This window comes from Streptomyces sp. NPDC040405 (genome assembly GCF_055595765.1).
In genome coordinates this window covers 349,623-363,056 of the sequence record NZ_JBVIVI010000002.1, presented here as the reverse complement: position 1 = coordinate 363,056, position 13,434 = coordinate 349,623, and the positions used below count along the sequence as shown (strand labels likewise).

General features: G+C 69.7%; 14 protein-coding genes. 9 read left to right on the top strand and 5 right to left on the bottom strand.

The window, feature by feature from the left end; genetic code table 11:
- Positions 1 to 128: 128 nt before the first annotated feature.
- The 3 genes from ACZ59A_RS08945 (at position 129) to ACZ59A_RS08935 (ending at position 2,558) form a co-directional block, all read left to right on the top strand.
- Entirely contained in the window at positions 129 to 875 is a 747-nt protein-coding gene (locus tag ACZ59A_RS08945; RefSeq protein WP_468048894.1) for a GOLPH3/VPS74 family protein, read from the top strand.
- A 422-nt stretch (positions 876 to 1,297) separates the two neighbouring features.
- Complete coding sequence (locus ACZ59A_RS08940; RefSeq protein WP_123105023.1) at positions 1,298 to 2,170, top strand: helix-turn-helix domain-containing protein; 873 nt, start codon at positions 1,298 to 1,300, stop codon at positions 2,168 to 2,170.
- Between the two features lie 178 nt (positions 2,171 to 2,348).
- On the top strand, positions 2,349 to 2,558 hold the full coding sequence (locus tag ACZ59A_RS08935) for a DUF397 domain-containing protein (RefSeq protein ID WP_468048896.1): 210 nt from the start codon (positions 2,349 to 2,351) through the stop codon (positions 2,556 to 2,558).
- Positions 2,559 to 2,703: 145 nt separating this feature from the next.
- Here ACZ59A_RS08935 and ACZ59A_RS08930 read toward each other — a convergent pair whose 3' ends face one another.
- On the bottom strand, positions 2,704 to 3,561 hold the full coding sequence (locus ACZ59A_RS08930) for a hypothetical protein (protein ID WP_470955445.1): 858 nt from the start codon (positions 3,559 to 3,561) through the stop codon (positions 2,704 to 2,706).
- Positions 3,562 to 3,698: 137 nt separating this feature from the next.
- Here ACZ59A_RS08930 and ACZ59A_RS08925 point away from each other — a divergent pair, with 137 nt between their 5' ends.
- From ACZ59A_RS08925 to ACZ59A_RS08915, 3 genes are all read left to right on the top strand, one after another.
- Entirely contained in the window at positions 3,699 to 4,478 is a 780-nt protein-coding gene (locus ACZ59A_RS08925) for an SDR family oxidoreductase (protein ID WP_470955443.1), read from the top strand.
- Between the two features lie 315 nt (positions 4,479 to 4,793).
- Entirely contained in the window at positions 4,794 to 6,365 is a 1,572-nt protein-coding gene (locus tag ACZ59A_RS08920; protein WP_470955441.1) for a sodium:solute symporter family protein, read from the top strand.
- 204 nt (positions 6,366 to 6,569) lie between these two features.
- Positions 6,570 to 7,916, top strand: coding sequence for a glycosyltransferase 87 family protein (locus ACZ59A_RS08915; protein ID WP_470955438.1), 1,347 nt, complete (start codon positions 6,570 to 6,572; stop codon positions 7,914 to 7,916).
- On the opposite strand, the gene ACZ59A_RS08910 is transcribed toward ACZ59A_RS08915, so the two are convergent.
- From ACZ59A_RS08910 to ACZ59A_RS08895, 4 genes are all read right to left on the bottom strand, one after another.
- Positions 7,894 to 9,048, bottom strand: a complete 1,155-nt coding sequence (locus ACZ59A_RS08910; RefSeq protein ID WP_468048902.1) for an ADP-ribosylglycohydrolase family protein — start codon at positions 9,046 to 9,048, stop codon at positions 7,894 to 7,896. The two genes, ACZ59A_RS08915 and ACZ59A_RS08910, sit on opposite strands and share 23 nt — an antisense overlap.
- A 234-nt stretch (positions 9,049 to 9,282) precedes the next feature.
- Positions 9,283 to 9,594, bottom strand: coding sequence for an SCO5918 family protein (locus ACZ59A_RS08905; RefSeq protein WP_470955435.1), 312 nt, complete (start codon positions 9,592 to 9,594; stop codon positions 9,283 to 9,285).
- Positions 9,595 to 9,673: 79 nt separating this feature from the next.
- Entirely contained in the window at positions 9,674 to 11,149 is a 1,476-nt protein-coding gene (locus ACZ59A_RS08900) for a DEAD/DEAH box helicase (RefSeq protein WP_470955433.1), read from the bottom strand.
- A 148-nt stretch (positions 11,150 to 11,297) separates the two neighbouring features.
- A complete protein-coding gene (locus tag ACZ59A_RS08895) occupies positions 11,298 to 11,501 on the bottom strand; it encodes a cold-shock protein (RefSeq protein ID WP_123105039.1) in 204 nt (67 codons plus the stop codon).
- A gap of 780 nt (positions 11,502 to 12,281) precedes the next feature.
- Here ACZ59A_RS08895 and ACZ59A_RS08890 point away from each other — a divergent pair.
- From ACZ59A_RS08890 to ACZ59A_RS08880, 3 genes are all read left to right on the top strand, one after another.
- Positions 12,282 to 12,629 (top strand): helix-turn-helix domain-containing protein, encoded by a 348-nt coding sequence (locus ACZ59A_RS08890; protein ID WP_470955430.1) that lies wholly within the window; start codon positions 12,282 to 12,284, stop codon positions 12,627 to 12,629.
- 97 nt (positions 12,630 to 12,726) lie between these two features.
- The gene (locus ACZ59A_RS08885) at positions 12,727 to 12,987 is read left to right on the top strand and encodes a hypothetical protein (protein ID WP_470955427.1); all 261 of its coding nucleotides are present in this window, start codon (positions 12,727 to 12,729) and stop codon (positions 12,985 to 12,987) included.
- 110 nt (positions 12,988 to 13,097) lie between these two features.
- Positions 13,098 to 13,433: an ArsR/SmtB family transcription factor gene (locus ACZ59A_RS08880; protein ID WP_470955425.1), complete on the top strand. Its 336-nt coding sequence runs from the start codon at positions 13,098 to 13,100 to the stop codon at positions 13,431 to 13,433.
- Position 13,434 lies beyond the last annotated feature (1 nt).

Sequence of the window (13,434 nt, the reverse complement as noted above, 5' to 3'; positions counted from 1 at the left end):
GAAGGTGATCGCTCACCTGCTAGACGAGAAAGACATACCTACCGGTTCCCACCCAAATCCACCAGGCACTCTCGACAGACCAATGTGGCAGGGGTCACCCTGTCATTCATCCACGCGGGGAGGCATGGATGGGCAGGAGCCGCAGAACAATTCCGGAGGAGCTTCTGTTGCTCGCCCTGGACCCGACCACGGGTACCACGGCGCAGCCGCAGTCGCTCGACCTCGGTCTTGCCGGGGCACAGCTAGTAGAGCTGGCTCTGGCCGGACGGATAGCCCCTGACGGGGATCGTATCGCCGTGGTGCTGCCACGGCCGACTGGAGATCCAACTCTGGACTCCGCACTGGAACTGCTGCGCCGTCGCGGCAGTCCGGTTCGGGCTGTCCACTGGATCGGCGGGCCCCGGCTGGGGCTGCGCCAGACGTATCTCACGCACCTGGAGCGGTGCGGCATGGTGCATGCCGTGGCGGGCCAGATGTGCGGGGTACTGCCGACGACTCGCTACCAGGCGACGGACACGGCGATCAGCCGGGAGATCAGGAACCGGCTGGACAGCGCGATCCGCACCGGCGTACCGCCGGACCCGCGGACCGCCGCGCTCGCCGCCCTGGCCCACGCGGTCGGGCTCGGCAAGCACTTGTATCCCGGGAACGAGGGGCGCTCCTCGCGCTCCAGGCTCCGGGATCTGATCAGGCACGACCCGATGGGCGGCCTGGTGGCGCACGCCGTGATGGACGTGCAGAACGGTGTCGCGGCGCAGCCACGGCGCGCACCGGCCACAGGCCGACAGCCCGGAGCACGCGCCGCGGAGCCCGCGGCCGGGGTTCCGGCCCAGCCGTCCCGCCGCGGGAGCATGGACCGCGTCGGAGCCCGCTGACCCATCACCAGGAGGCCCCCAGGGCGCCTCAGGACGCCGCACAGCATCCGTGAGCGGCTCCGGGGCATCGGGGGAGTTCCGAAGCACCACAGGGCACCACAGCGCACGACAGGGCACCACAGGGCACTTCTCCAGGGCACCGACCGGGTTCGCGAGAGCCCGCAGAACCGATACAGCACCAGCGAGCACCACTCCGCTCCACCGACCGCACCGCAGTCCCCACCGACCCGGTTCGGGAGCCGCTGAAGCGCGGGGCGGTGGGACGGCCGTTCCGGACGACCGGCCGTCCCGCCGCCCCGCGCGTGTGTGCGATCGCCCTTTGTACGGTCTTTGTCGGGCCATTTCCCAGCGCGGCCGGGTCCGGTAGTGGCAGGCTGCTGAACAGCATGTATCAGCAGTACGAAGCCGGAGGTGCACGTCCCGTGACATCGAACGTCGGCCCCACTGTCCGGCGACGCCGGTTGGGCCAGGAACTGCGCAGGCTCCGCCAGGAAAAGGGAATGACGGCGGAGGAGGTGGCGGAGGAGCTGATGGTCTCCCAGTCGAAGATCAGCAGACTGGAGAACGGCCGTCGCAGCATCAGCCAGCGCGATGTGCGCGACCTCTGCCGGACCTACAAGGTCGAGGACAAGGCCCTGGTCGATTCCCTTATGCAAATGGCGAAGGAATCGCGCCAGCAGGGCTGGTGGAACGCCTTCGGCGACGTTCCGTACAGCGTCTACATCGGCTTCGAGACGGACGCGGCGTCCCTGCGGGTCTACGAACCCCAGGTGATGCCGGGGCTGTTGCAGACCCCGGAGTACGCCGAGGCGGTCATCAGCGGAGCGCTGCCGGAGGTCGCCCCGGACCAGATCGCCCAGCGGGTGCAGGTGCGGCTGCGGCGGCAGGAGCGGATCACCGATCCACTGACCCCGCTGCGGCTGTGGGCCGTGGTGGACGAGGCGGCGATGCGGCGCGTGGTGGGCAACCACAAGATCATGAGTGATCAGCTGGAGTACCTGGTCCGCATGAGCCACGAGCCGCATGTGACGGTGCAGGCGCTGCCGTTCGGCATGGGCTCGCACCCGGGCATGAGCGGGCAGTTCACCATCCTGGAGTTCTCGGACGAGTCGGATACGAGCGTCGTCTACCTGGAGGGCGTGACGAGCGACCTCTATCTGGAGAAGCTCACCGATGTGCAGAGCTACAGCATGATGTACGAGCATCTGCGGGCCCAGGCGCTGAATGTGGACCAGAGCCGCCAGTTCATCACCGAGGTGGCACAGGACCATGCGCGTCGGCACGGGGAGGGCTGACGACGCCGGTCGGGAGCGAGTGCGGAGGGTACACCTCCGCACCATGCTCTGGAAGGGGCCGGTGGAATATGCCACCCGGTCGAGTGAATGGCCACTTTTCCGGACGATGTTGACGAGTAACGTCGGCCTCGCCTCCAAACGGAGGTGTGTCTCTTCAACACATCGCATCGGAGCAATTGTGTCCATTCAGCAGGGAAAGACGAATACGTGGGTTAAATCCTCGTACTCCGCAGGAAACGGCGCTTGCGTAGAGATCGCCTCCCCGGTCGTCGACGAGATCGCCGTGCGCGACTCCAAGGACCCGCAGGGACCGACTCTCAGCTTCGCCCCCGCCTCCTGGTCGGCCTTCGTCGCCGATGTCCACGGGGGAGCCTTCGACCTCGGCTGATCCTGCTGTTCGACCGGCCGCGGCAGCGCGGTCCGGCCCCGTAGAGCCGCAGTATCGAAAGTCTGCCACCGAGCCCTCTCGACCGGCCGCCGTCCCTGCCGAGAGGGCTCGTCGCATTTCGGCTTCCCTCGCTTTTCCCTCCCCTTCAGCGAAGTTCCGCGACGTAACGGTCGGTCCCGGGAATCGTCGGAATGAACGGCGCGACGAATTCCACCCGGCCCAGTCCTGATCGCTCCACATCGGCGTCCAGACCCGTCATGTATTCCTCCCAGCACGTCCGTGGATCGCACTGCAGGAACCAGAGCAGGGTCAGCCTGGTGTCGACGCCCTCCACCTGCTTGACGTACGCCATCCGGTCCGACGGCAGCGGGGTCGGGCGGAAGACGGTCACCATCGCGGCGGGCGAGCCCGCCAGGCGGCGGGGCAGATGGCGGGCCGTGAGCCAGTCGAGCAGCTCGCCGCGGCGCTCGGGGCTCTCGCTCTCGACGACCTCCAGGACCAGCCCGGCGTAGGGATGGTCGAGGGCATGGTGGTCGCGCGGCCCGGCCGCCCCGTCCCGGTAGACGGTCGCCTCCCGGTCGTGGAAGGCCGTCAGGACGTGGGTGCGCTCCTGAAAGACCCGGCCGTCGCGGTTCAGCCGCTTGTTGATGCCGACCGTCCACCGCATGTGCTCCGCGTAGCGGTCCTCGGTGAGCCAGTAGACGGTGAGGTAGCAGCCCGCCGTGACCGGCTGGGCGACCGCCGACTTCTCCGGGTAGCGCAGGCGCTGGAGGTCGCGGGGGGCGACCCAGCGGCGGCCCGCGTAGATCCACGGCATGGCCATCGCGCCCGCGATGAAGTGATCGTCCTCGTACCAGCGGTTGTACGCGTACTCATGGCCCGGATGCGGCTCGACCATCGTGATCAGGGCGTGCCCCGGGCGCACCCCGTAGGGGCCGACCGCGGCCAGTTCCCCGTACAGCTCGCCGCGTGTGTCCTCGCTCGCGTCACTCGTCATACCCATCAGGTGTAGCTGACGTGACGTCAGCTGGGGAGGGGTGCGGCACGATCCGCGGCCCGGCGGCATCCGGCGCGAACCGGGTATGGCCTTTCCCGTGCCACGCGCCTACCCTGACGCCGCGTCAGCCACGAGGAGGCCCCATGCTGAGCGGCAGAACCGTCATCGTCTCCGGTGTCGGCCCCGGCCTCGGCCATCGCATCGCCGCCGCCGCTCTGCGCGAGGGCGCCGACGTGGTCCTCGGGGCGCGGACCGGCGAGCGGCTGGCCGAGACCGTGCAGGAGCTCGACCCGGACGGCACGCGCACCGCCCACCGGGCCACCGACATCGCGGACGAGGCCCAGTGCGAGGCGCTTGCCGCGCTCGCACTGGACCGCTTCGGCCGGATCGACGCCGTCGTCAACGTGGCCGCGCTGGACAGCCACTTCGGCGGGCTGGAGGACGCCGACTTCGCGTCCTGGCAGCGCGTGGTGGACGTCAACCTGTTCGGGACGCTGCGGATGACCCGGGCCTGCCTCCCCGCCCTCAAGCGGAACGGCGGCGCGGTGGTGCTCATCGGCACGCAGTCGTCGGTCGCCGCCCCCACCGAGGTGCGGCAGGCCGCCTACGCGGCGTCCAAGGGGGCGCTCACCTCGGCGATGTACTCGCTCGCACGCGAGCTGGGCCCGCACCGGATCCGGGTCAACACCGTGCAGCCCGGCTGGATGTGGGGGCCGCCGGTGCAGGCGTACGTCCAGTTCGCCGCGCATACGGAGGGGCTGCCCGAGTCCGAGATCGGGCAGCGGCTCGCGGGCCGGATGGCGCTGCCCGAGCTGGCGACGGACGGCGATGTGGCGGAGGCCGCGGTGTTCCTGGCCTCCGACCGGGCCCGGGCGATCACCGGGCAGTCGCTGCTGGTGAACGCCGGTGAACTGATGCGTTAGCGCGACTCCTGTCCGGCCTTTCGGGATCCCGCTCCCGTACCGACCCATCGATGCGTGGGCGTGCGTCTGACGAAGTGCCCGCTCATCGTGGATTCACGGACGCGTTCACGACAACGCCCCGGTAGGTCAAGAAAACGCAAAATCGTTCTTCTTTCTGACTTGCGTTCACACTCGTGACCTCTCGAACCCTTGACCGGTAACCCGAACAAGCGGTTCAATCCCGGAAGTACCCCGCTCCCGCTCGGGGGAACCGCCCCAAAGGAACGTCGCGGCGAAGTGCGCTCCCGTTCACAAGGCGGACCCCTGGGAGGGGAAATGAACAGTCTCGACTGGGCTGTACTCATCGGCTACTTCGGCGTCATGGTCGCCATCGGCGTCTGGTCCCACAAACGCGTGGACAACGTCAGCGACTTCTTCACCGCCGGCGGCAAGATGCCCTGGTGGCTGTCGGGGATCTCGCACCACATGTCCGGCTACAGCGCCGTGATGTTCACCGGTTACGCGGCCATCGCCTACCAATACGGCATCACCTCCTATGTCACCTGGTCCTTCCCCATCGCCATCGGCATCGCGATCGGCTCGAACCTCTTCGCCCCGCGCCTGAACCGGGTGCGCAGCAAACTGCGCGTCTCCTCGCCCCTCGAATACCTGAAGAACCGTTACAACCTCCCCACCCAGCAGGCGCTGGCCTGGTCCGGGGTGTTGCTGAAGATCGTCGACGTGGGCGCCAAGTGGGCGGCCATCGCCACCCTGCTCTCCATCTTCACCGGCGTCTCGCTCAACCAGGGCATCCTGATCACCGGCGCGGTCACCGCCATCTACTGCACGGTCGGCGGGCTGTGGGCCGACGCGCTCACCGAACTCGGCCAGTTCGTCATCCAGTTCGTGGCGGGCATCGCGATGCTGATCGCCGTGCTCAACGAGCTGGACGGCTTCAGCACGTTCTGGACCGTCTGGGACGACCTGCCCGAGAGCCACGCCGAGCCGACCGTCGGTCCGTACACCCTGATCTTCCTGCTCTCCTACCTCTTCATCAAGACCTTCGAATACAACGGCGGCATGTGGAACCAGGCGCAGCGCTACATGGCCACCGACAGCGCCCACTCCGCCAAGCGCTCGGCCCGGCTGTCGGCCGTCCTGTGGTTCGTCTGGCCGCTGGTGCTGTTCTTCCCGATGTGGGTCGCACCGCTGATCATCAAGACGGACAAGCCCGCCGACTCGTACGCCCAAATGGCCGAACATCTGCTGCCGCACGGTCTGCTGGGCCTGGTCATCGTCGGCTTCTTCTCGCACACCATGGCGATGTGCTCCTCCGACGCCAACGCGATCGCGGCGGTGGTGACCCGTGACATCATGCCCGCGATCTTCAAGTCCGTTCGGCAGTGGAGCACCCGCACCGGGCTGCTCGCCGCCCGCTACACCACGCTGCTCTTCCTCGCCCTGTCCATGGGCATCGCCACCCAGGTGAACTCGGACTTCTTCGGCGACATCATCACCGTCGTCATCAAATGGGTCGCCGGTCTGATGGGGCCGATCGCGATCCCGCTGATGCTCGGCATGCTGCGGGCCTTCCGCAAGTCCGGGCCGACGGCGGCGCTCACCAGCTGGGGCCTGGGCCTGATCGCCTTCTACCTGGTCAACTACCCGATCAACGACGCGATCGACGGTGGCGTCAACCTGGAGTACCAGGTCGCCGTCCCGCTCGCGGTCTCGCTCGTGCTCTTCATCGCCATCGGCTACCTGAAGCCGGAGGACACCCCGGAGCGCGACGCCATCCTCGCCTCGCTCAACTCGGACGACGACGGGCCGGGTTCGGCGGGTGCCGCGCGGTCGGTCCCGGCGTCGGACGCCACCGGCCGTACGACGGTCGCGGGCGCCTCCGACTGACGGCCTCCGCTTCGGGCACCACGTGGGCCCCGGTCACCTTCGCTCCTTCGGTGGCCGGGGCCCTTCCTGTGCCCATCAGCCCCGAGGTGGAGTTTCACGGCCCGCCCAGGCAACCGTCCCCCCTTCGAGGGCCATCATCCGGAACGTACTATCGTCGGCCGCCTGTGCCGTTTGCCGCCCTCATGGACCTCTGGAGCGACCCCCGTGACCGCGACACAGATGATCACCCGGCGTCCCACGCTGTGCGCGGCGGTGTTCTGCCTGGTGTCCTTCACGGGCTTCTGGATCGCGCAGCGGGCCGCCCAGGTGTCCATGGCCGATCTGCTGGTCTACCAGGCCGAGGGCTGGACCGTACGCAATGCCGCGGACCTGTACGAGATGCGGGCCACCGCGCACCAGCTGCCCAATACCTATCCGCCGTTCGCGGCCATGCTGTTCACCCCGCTGACCCTCATGGGCACGGGCGTCCTGCGCACCTTCGGCACCGCCGTCAACCTGGTCCTGATGGCCGGCCTGGCCCACCTCTCGCTGCGGCTCGTCGGCCGCCCGCGCCGGGCGCCGCGCGCCGCCGCCGTCCTGGCCCTGGCCGGGCTCGCGGTGTGGTGCGAACCGGTGTGGACGACCCTGCGCTACGGCCAGATCAACCTGGCTGTCGCCGTCCTGGTGCTGTGGGACCTGACCCGCCCGACCGGCCACCGCTGGGCCGGGGTCGGCACCGGCATCGCGACCGGGATCAAGCTGACCCCCGGGCTCTTCATCGTCTTCCTCGCCGCCGCCGGGCTGATCGACGCCGTCCGGCGCCTGCGGTCCGGGCGCGGATTCGGGAGCGACCAGCTGCGGCGGGCGGGCGTCGCCACGGCCGCCTTCGCCTGGACGGTCTGCCTGTCCGCGGTGGCGCTGCCGTACGACTCGCGCCGCTTCTGGACCGAGGTCCTGTTCGCCACCGACCGGCCCGGCGACGTCGAGGGCTCGGGCAACCAGAACCTGCGCGGCGCCCTCGCCCGCCTCCTGCACACCCCCGACCCCGGCCTGTGGTGGCTCGCCGCGGCCGCGCTGATCGGCCTGCTCGGCCTGGCCACCGCCGTCGCCGCCCAGCTCGCCGAGGACCACACGCTCCCGCACGGCCGCGGCCTCCCCCACGCCCGCGCGTGGGCCTCTCTCAGCTGCGCCGTCACGGCCCTCATGGTCAGCCCGGTCTCCTGGTCACACCACTGGGTGTGGGCGGTCCCGATGGTGCTGCTGCTCGGCGTCGAGACGGTCCGCCGGGCGTCTTGGGCCTGGGCGGGCTGGACGGCGCTGACCGGGCTGCTCTTCTGCTCCTTCATGATCTGGTACGCCCCGCACAGCGTGAAACAGCGGGTCGAGCTGCACCAGACGCCGCCGCAGATGCTGATGACGGCGGTCTACCCGATCATCGGCATCGCCTTCCTGGCGACCGCGGCCTGGGTCACCTTCCGCGCCCCGCGCACTTCCGGGCCTCCGTCGGTTTCCCGCCCCGTGTCGGGCGTGTCGGGGACGTCGCGCCCGCTCACGCGCGCGGGTAGCGGCTGAGCCAGGCGGGGGCGGAGCTCTCGGGGCTGTGCAGGGCCGGGCCCTGGGTCATCTCCATCGCGAAGTCGTCCGCCAGCTCCAGGATCGTGCCGCGCCCCTCCACCTCGGCGAGCCACGCGGGCGGCAGCGCCGTCTCGCCGTGCAGCACGCCCAGCAGATTGCCGCAGACCGCCGCCGTGGAGTCGCTGTCCCCGCCGTGGTTGACGGCGAGCAGCAGACCGTGCCGTACGTCCTCGGCGACCAGGGCGCAGTACAGCCCCATGGCCAGCGCCTCTTCCCCGGTCCAGCCCTCGCCGAGGGATTCGACGCGCTCGGGCGTCGGCAGCCCCTGGCGTACGGCGCCGAGCGCGCGGCGCAGCGCGTCCGTGGTCTCGTCGTGGCCGGGGCGACCGGCCAGATGGGCCAGGGCGCGCTGGACGGCGCCGTCCAGCGCCTCCCCGCGCGCCAGTCCGTGGACGATGAGGGAGAACGCCCCGGCCGCCAGGTATCCGGTGGGGTGGCCGTGGGTCTGGGCCGCGCACTCGATGGCCAGCTGGAACACCAGCTGCGGCTCCCAGCCCACCAGCAGCCCGAACGGCGCGGAGCGCATGACGGCGCCGCAGCCCTTGGATTCGGGGTTCTTGGGCGCCTCCAGGGTGCCCATGGTCGCGTCCCCGAGCCCGGTGAGACAGGCCCGGCCGGGGGCGCGCTGGGCGTACAGCCACTCCTCGCGGGCCAGCCAGCCGTCGTCCTCGCGGCGCTCGTCGGGGCCCCAGTCGCGCTGGGTGGCGTACCAGCGGCGGTGTGCGGAGTGGACGTCGGTGGGCGGATGCCAGGCGCCGGTGTCGCGGCGCACCTGGGCGCGTATCAGGCCGTCCACGGTGAACAGCGTCATCTGGGTGTCGTCGGTGACCGCGCCGCGCCGCCCGTACGCGGGCAGGAAGTCCGTCACGCCGTGCGGGCCGTGGTTCGCCCGGATGTCGGCCAGCGAGGAGAACTCCACGGCCGCCCCCAGCGCGTCCCCGATCGCTCCCCCGAGCAGACAGCCCCGTACCCGGCTGCGAAAGTCCTGCTGTTCGGCGCGGCCCCATACGCCGGTCGCTGCGCTGGCGGTTGCGGTCACGACCTTTCCCCTTTTCGTCGGTACGTGCATCGCCCTGGAGTGCCTCTGAACTGTAATGGACACTCTTTGATCACTTCTGGATGCCGTCAATGGGACGGCCCCTTGTGAAGGCGTCATCACGAATGATGCGACGGACCACCGCATTCCGAAAAGGTGTACCGGATAGCGGGCGACTTCCGTTGTTCGGACCGCGGAATGCGGACAGCTGAGGGCCCCGACCGCTGGCGTGCGGTCGGGGCCCTCGTTGTGCGTCCTTTCCCCAGGTCAGGAGGGTTCCGGGGAACCGAGCAATGCCGACGCCGTCTCGAATGGAGTGGCGTCCGCGACGGGTGCGGATACGGGAAGGGAACGGCAGGTGAAGCCGAGGCGGGTGAGCGCTCGGGTGACCTCGTCGGCGGTGAAGTCCCTACGGTCCTGACGGGTGATGATCGCGCCCACTTGTTTGACGGGGTATTGACGGCGGCCGATGATCACGATGTCGCCCGTCGTGACGGGTTCGGGTTTGATACCTGCCATCGCTTCCTGAACCTCACTCTTGATCAGGTCGAAGGGGAAGCGGGCGATGACACAGCGCATAGTGCCTCATCAGGGTCGAAGAGAAGCCGAACCGGATGGCCGGCCGAGAGATCGGCGACGCGGGGCGGGGACTCGGGGCTCACGCGGCCGAACCGAGGGAGGACCGCCGCTGCGGGGCTCCCGACCCCGTCCGGGCCGAGCCGGCGGCGCGGCGGGCCTGTGCCGGGCGGCTGCGCCGTCCTCGCGAGGAGGAGCCGCCGCGCTTGGCGCGTTCGACGACCGGCGCGGCGATGGTGACGGGGATGCCGGAGGGGGCCTGGGCGCCGGTGATGCGGCTCAGTTCGGCTTCGCCGGAGCGGACCCGGGTGTTCCGCGGGGTGATACCGGCCGCGCTCATGAGGCGGGTCATGTCGCGGCGCTGGCCCGGCAGGACGAGGGTGACGACGCTGCCGGACTCCCCGGCCCGGGCGGTGCGGCCGCCGCGGTGCAGATAGTCCTTGTGGTCGCTGGGCGGGTCCACGTTGACGACGAGGTCGAGGTTGTCCACGTGAATGCCGCGGGCCGCGACGTTGGTGGCCACCAGTACCGTCACGTCGCCGGTCTTGAACTGGGCGAGCGTACGGGTGCGCTGCGGCTGGGACTTGCCGCCGTGCAGTGCGGCGGCGCGGACGCCGCTGTTCAGCAGGTGCTTGGTGAGCTTGTCCACCGCGTGCTTGGTGTCGAGGAACATGATCACCCGGCCGTCACGCGCGGCGATCTCCGTGGTGGTGGCGTGCTTGTCGGCGCCGTCGACGTGCAGCAGGTGGTGTTCCATCGTGGTGACGGCGCCCGCCGAGGGGTCGACGGAGTGGACCACCGGGTCGGCCAGGTAGCGCCGGACCAGAAGGTCGACGTTGCGGTCCAGGGTGGCCGAGAAGAGCATCCGCTGCCCTTCGGGGCGCACCTGGTCCAGCAGGGCGGTGACCTGGGGCATGAAGCCCATGTCGGCCATCTGGTCCGCCTCGTCCAGCACGGTGATGCCGACCTGGTTCAGATGGCAGTCACCACGGTCGATGAGGTCCTTGAGCCGCCCGGGGGTCGCGACGACGATCTCGGCACCGCCGCGCAGAGCGCTGATCTGCCGACCGATCGACATACCGCCGACGACGGTGGTCATCCGCAGCTTCAGCGGCCGGGCGTAGGGGGCGAGCGCGTCGGTGACCTGCTGGGCCAGCTCCCGCGTGGGGACCAGGACCAGGCCCAGGGGCCGACGGGGCTCGGCGCGCTGTCCGGCGGTGCGGGCCAGCAGGGCCAGGCCGAAGGCGAGGGTCTTGCCCGAGCCGGTGCGTCCGCGGCCCAGGACGTCGCGGCCCGCGAGGGAGTTCGGCAGCGTGGCGCCCTGGATCGGGAACGGCACGGCCATGCCCTCCGCGGCCAGGGACGACAGCAGCGCGGGCGGCATGTCCAGCTCGGCGAAGGTCTCGGCCGGAGGCAGCGCGGGCGTATGGGTGACGGGCAGGGCGAATTCTCCCTGCGGCGCGGCGGGACGACGGCCGTTCCCCCCGGAGCGGGGCCGGACGGAGCGGTTGTTCGTCCGGGGGTTCGTTCGGGGGTTCGTTCGGGCGGTGCGATTCATGCAAACCTTTCCTCGATACGGTACGTCGAGGAATTCTCGGCAGCCGTGAGCCGCGCATAAAAGAATCGCCAGAACGAACCGAATAGGTAAATCAAAAGTTGGGGCCCGCACCCAAGGTGCGGGCCCCAACTTCACTCACGCGTCAGCGTCAGGCGGGAACGATGTTCTCGGCCTGCGGGCCCTTCTGGCCCTGGGTGAGGTCGAAGCTCACCTTCTGGCCCTCCTGCAGCTCACGGAAGCCCTGGGCGGCGATGTTCGAGTAGTGGGCGAAGACGTCGGGGCCGCCGCCGTCCTGCTCGATGAAGCCGAAGCCCTTTTCCGAGTTGAACCACTTCACGGTGCCAGTAGCCATGTCATATCTCCTTCGGGCGCAGTGCCCGGAGCCCACACTTTGCGGACCCCGCGTCGCCGCGATGATCGCCCCTCCGGAAATGCACCGGAAAATACAAAAGCATTCCCGCCGCGTACGACGACGGGGACACTTGAAGTCTGGGAACCACAACTGCAACTGCCAACGACAGTAACACGGCACACCGGGATCACGCACGGAAATTGATAGCCGCCAGCAAGTGAGGTAAAAACTCCCTACCAATTCAGAGGCTATTTCTGCAGTTGCGGCATTACATATTCGGCAGCGGCGGGGAGAGTGCCGGTGGCCCCGCGGAGACCCCCCTGGCGGCCGGACCGCCGAGGCGCCGGACGGACGCGCTCCGGATCCGCGCACCACCCGCGCCCGCGCCCCCGCCTCCCCCGGCCCTCCCGGGTCCGCGCCGCCCCGGGTCTGCTCCGGTCTGTTCCGGCAATAGAGGTAAACCTGCACCGGCGAAGGTAGACATGCGGCACTCTTGTGGCTAGGGTTTTTCCCGTAGTCAACGACGTCAGCGTGAGAGAACAGAGAGGAGAAGACACCATCAGGATCGCCCGGGCACGGACCTGGTCCGCTCGGGTACCGCAGGCCCCGGATTGGAAGGTGGTCCCCGGTCACGCAGCCGCGATCCCCGCGTCCCGCCCTTCGGGCAGGCAGCGGACACAGAAGGCCGGCGCACGGCGCCGGTAGATGGTGTTGAAACCCTCGGGGCCCTGGTGCCATACGGCACCAGGGCTCCTCGACGCGTCCAGCAAAGAGGTGCGGATGAATTCAAAGCCCCGAGAGCGAGCCACCGACAAGTTCGACGACGACGACTACCCGGCGTACACCATGGGCCGCGCCGCGGAGATGATCGGAGTCACCCCCGCCTTCCTGCGGGCCGTCGGCGAAGCCCGCCTCATCGTCCCCCTGCGCTCCGAAGGGGGTCACCGCCGCTACTCGCGCTACCAGCTGCGCGTCGCGGCGCGCGTCCGCGAACTCGTGGACCAGGGCACTCCGATCGATGCCGCCTGCCGCATCGTCATCCTCGAAGACCAGCTGGAAGAAGCCCAGCGGCTCAACGAACAGCTGCGGGAGCCCGCCGCCGAAGCGAACCAGCCCGACGGCTCCTGACCGCGCCCCGACCGGCTCCCCCGCCGTCGGGGCGCGGCCCCCTCCCCGGCGGTTCGCGCCACCCCCGGGGCACGAACGCCTGAGGTATCGTCACCCCATGGGAACCGGGGTGCTGCGCTGCGGAATGTGTGGATCCGGCCGACTGACCCCGGTCGGGCAGCTCAGGACCTTCGAAGGCCAGAACGACCGCCTCCGGCTCAAGTTCCCCCGCCCGCGCCTCTACAAGCTCCGCCCGGCGTTCGACGTCGACTTCGCCCGCGCCTGCCTCGACTGCGGCGCCCTGCTGCCCTTCCTCAGCGACGTGGACCTCAGGCGGCTCAACGAGGACGCGGACGGCCTGACCGGCTACGACACCTGAAGCGTCGCCCGCAGGTCGGTGAGCGGTGCACGAAGGGCCGCGATTCCCGCCTCCCGGAACCTTCCAAGTCCACGATTCCCTGAATTCAGGATGGCGTGTACTGTCGAGGGATGCTGACCGCTGCCCCCGACATCGAAGTGCTGGCCCGCTTCGGCCGGGCGCTCGCCGATCCGATCCGCTGCCGGCTGCTGCTCGCTCTGCGCGAGTCCCCGGCGCATCCCTCGGACCTCGCCGACGCGCTCGGCATTTCCCGCACCCGGCTGTCGAACCACCTGGCCTGCCTGCGGGACTGCGGACTGGTCGTCGCCGTGCCCGTCGGGCGGCGCACCCGCTACGAGCTGGCCGACGAACGCCTCGGGCACGCCCTGGACGATCTGCGCAGCGCTGTGGTCGCCGTCGAGGCGGACAAGACCTGCCCCGACGCCGAGACCAAGGGGTGCTGCTGAG

Coding starts and splice junctions, on each gene's coding strand:
- ACZ59A_RS08930 (WP_470955445.1), bottom strand. CDS start 3,561: ATGGGTATGACGAGTGACGCGAGCGAGGACACACGCGGCGAGCTGTAC.
- ACZ59A_RS08945 (WP_468048894.1), top strand. CDS start 129: ATGGGCAGGAGCCGCAGAACAATTCCGGAGGAGCTTCTGTTGCTCGCC.
- ACZ59A_RS08895 (WP_123105039.1), bottom strand. CDS start 11,501: ATGGCTACTGGCACCGTGAAGTGGTTCAACTCGGAAAAGGGCTTCGGC.
- ACZ59A_RS08910 (WP_468048902.1), bottom strand. CDS start 9,048: ATGCACGTACCGACGAAAAGGGGAAAGGTCGTGACCGCAACCGCCAGC.
- ACZ59A_RS08905 (WP_470955435.1), bottom strand. CDS start 9,594: ATGCGCTGTGTCATCGCCCGCTTCCCCTTCGACCTGATCAAGAGTGAG.
- ACZ59A_RS08880 (WP_470955425.1), top strand. CDS start 13,098: ATGCTGACCGCTGCCCCCGACATCGAAGTGCTGGCCCGCTTCGGCCGG.
- ACZ59A_RS08925 (WP_470955443.1), top strand. CDS start 3,699: ATGCTGAGCGGCAGAACCGTCATCGTCTCCGGTGTCGGCCCCGGCCTC.
- ACZ59A_RS08885 (WP_470955427.1), top strand. CDS start 12,727: ATGGGAACCGGGGTGCTGCGCTGCGGAATGTGTGGATCCGGCCGACTG.
- ACZ59A_RS08900 (WP_470955433.1), bottom strand. CDS start 11,149: ATGAATCGCACCGCCCGAACGAACCCCCGAACGAACCCCCGGACGAAC.
- ACZ59A_RS08920 (WP_470955441.1), top strand. CDS start 4,794: ATGAACAGTCTCGACTGGGCTGTACTCATCGGCTACTTCGGCGTCATG.
- ACZ59A_RS08890 (WP_470955430.1), top strand. CDS start 12,282: ATGAATTCAAAGCCCCGAGAGCGAGCCACCGACAAGTTCGACGACGAC.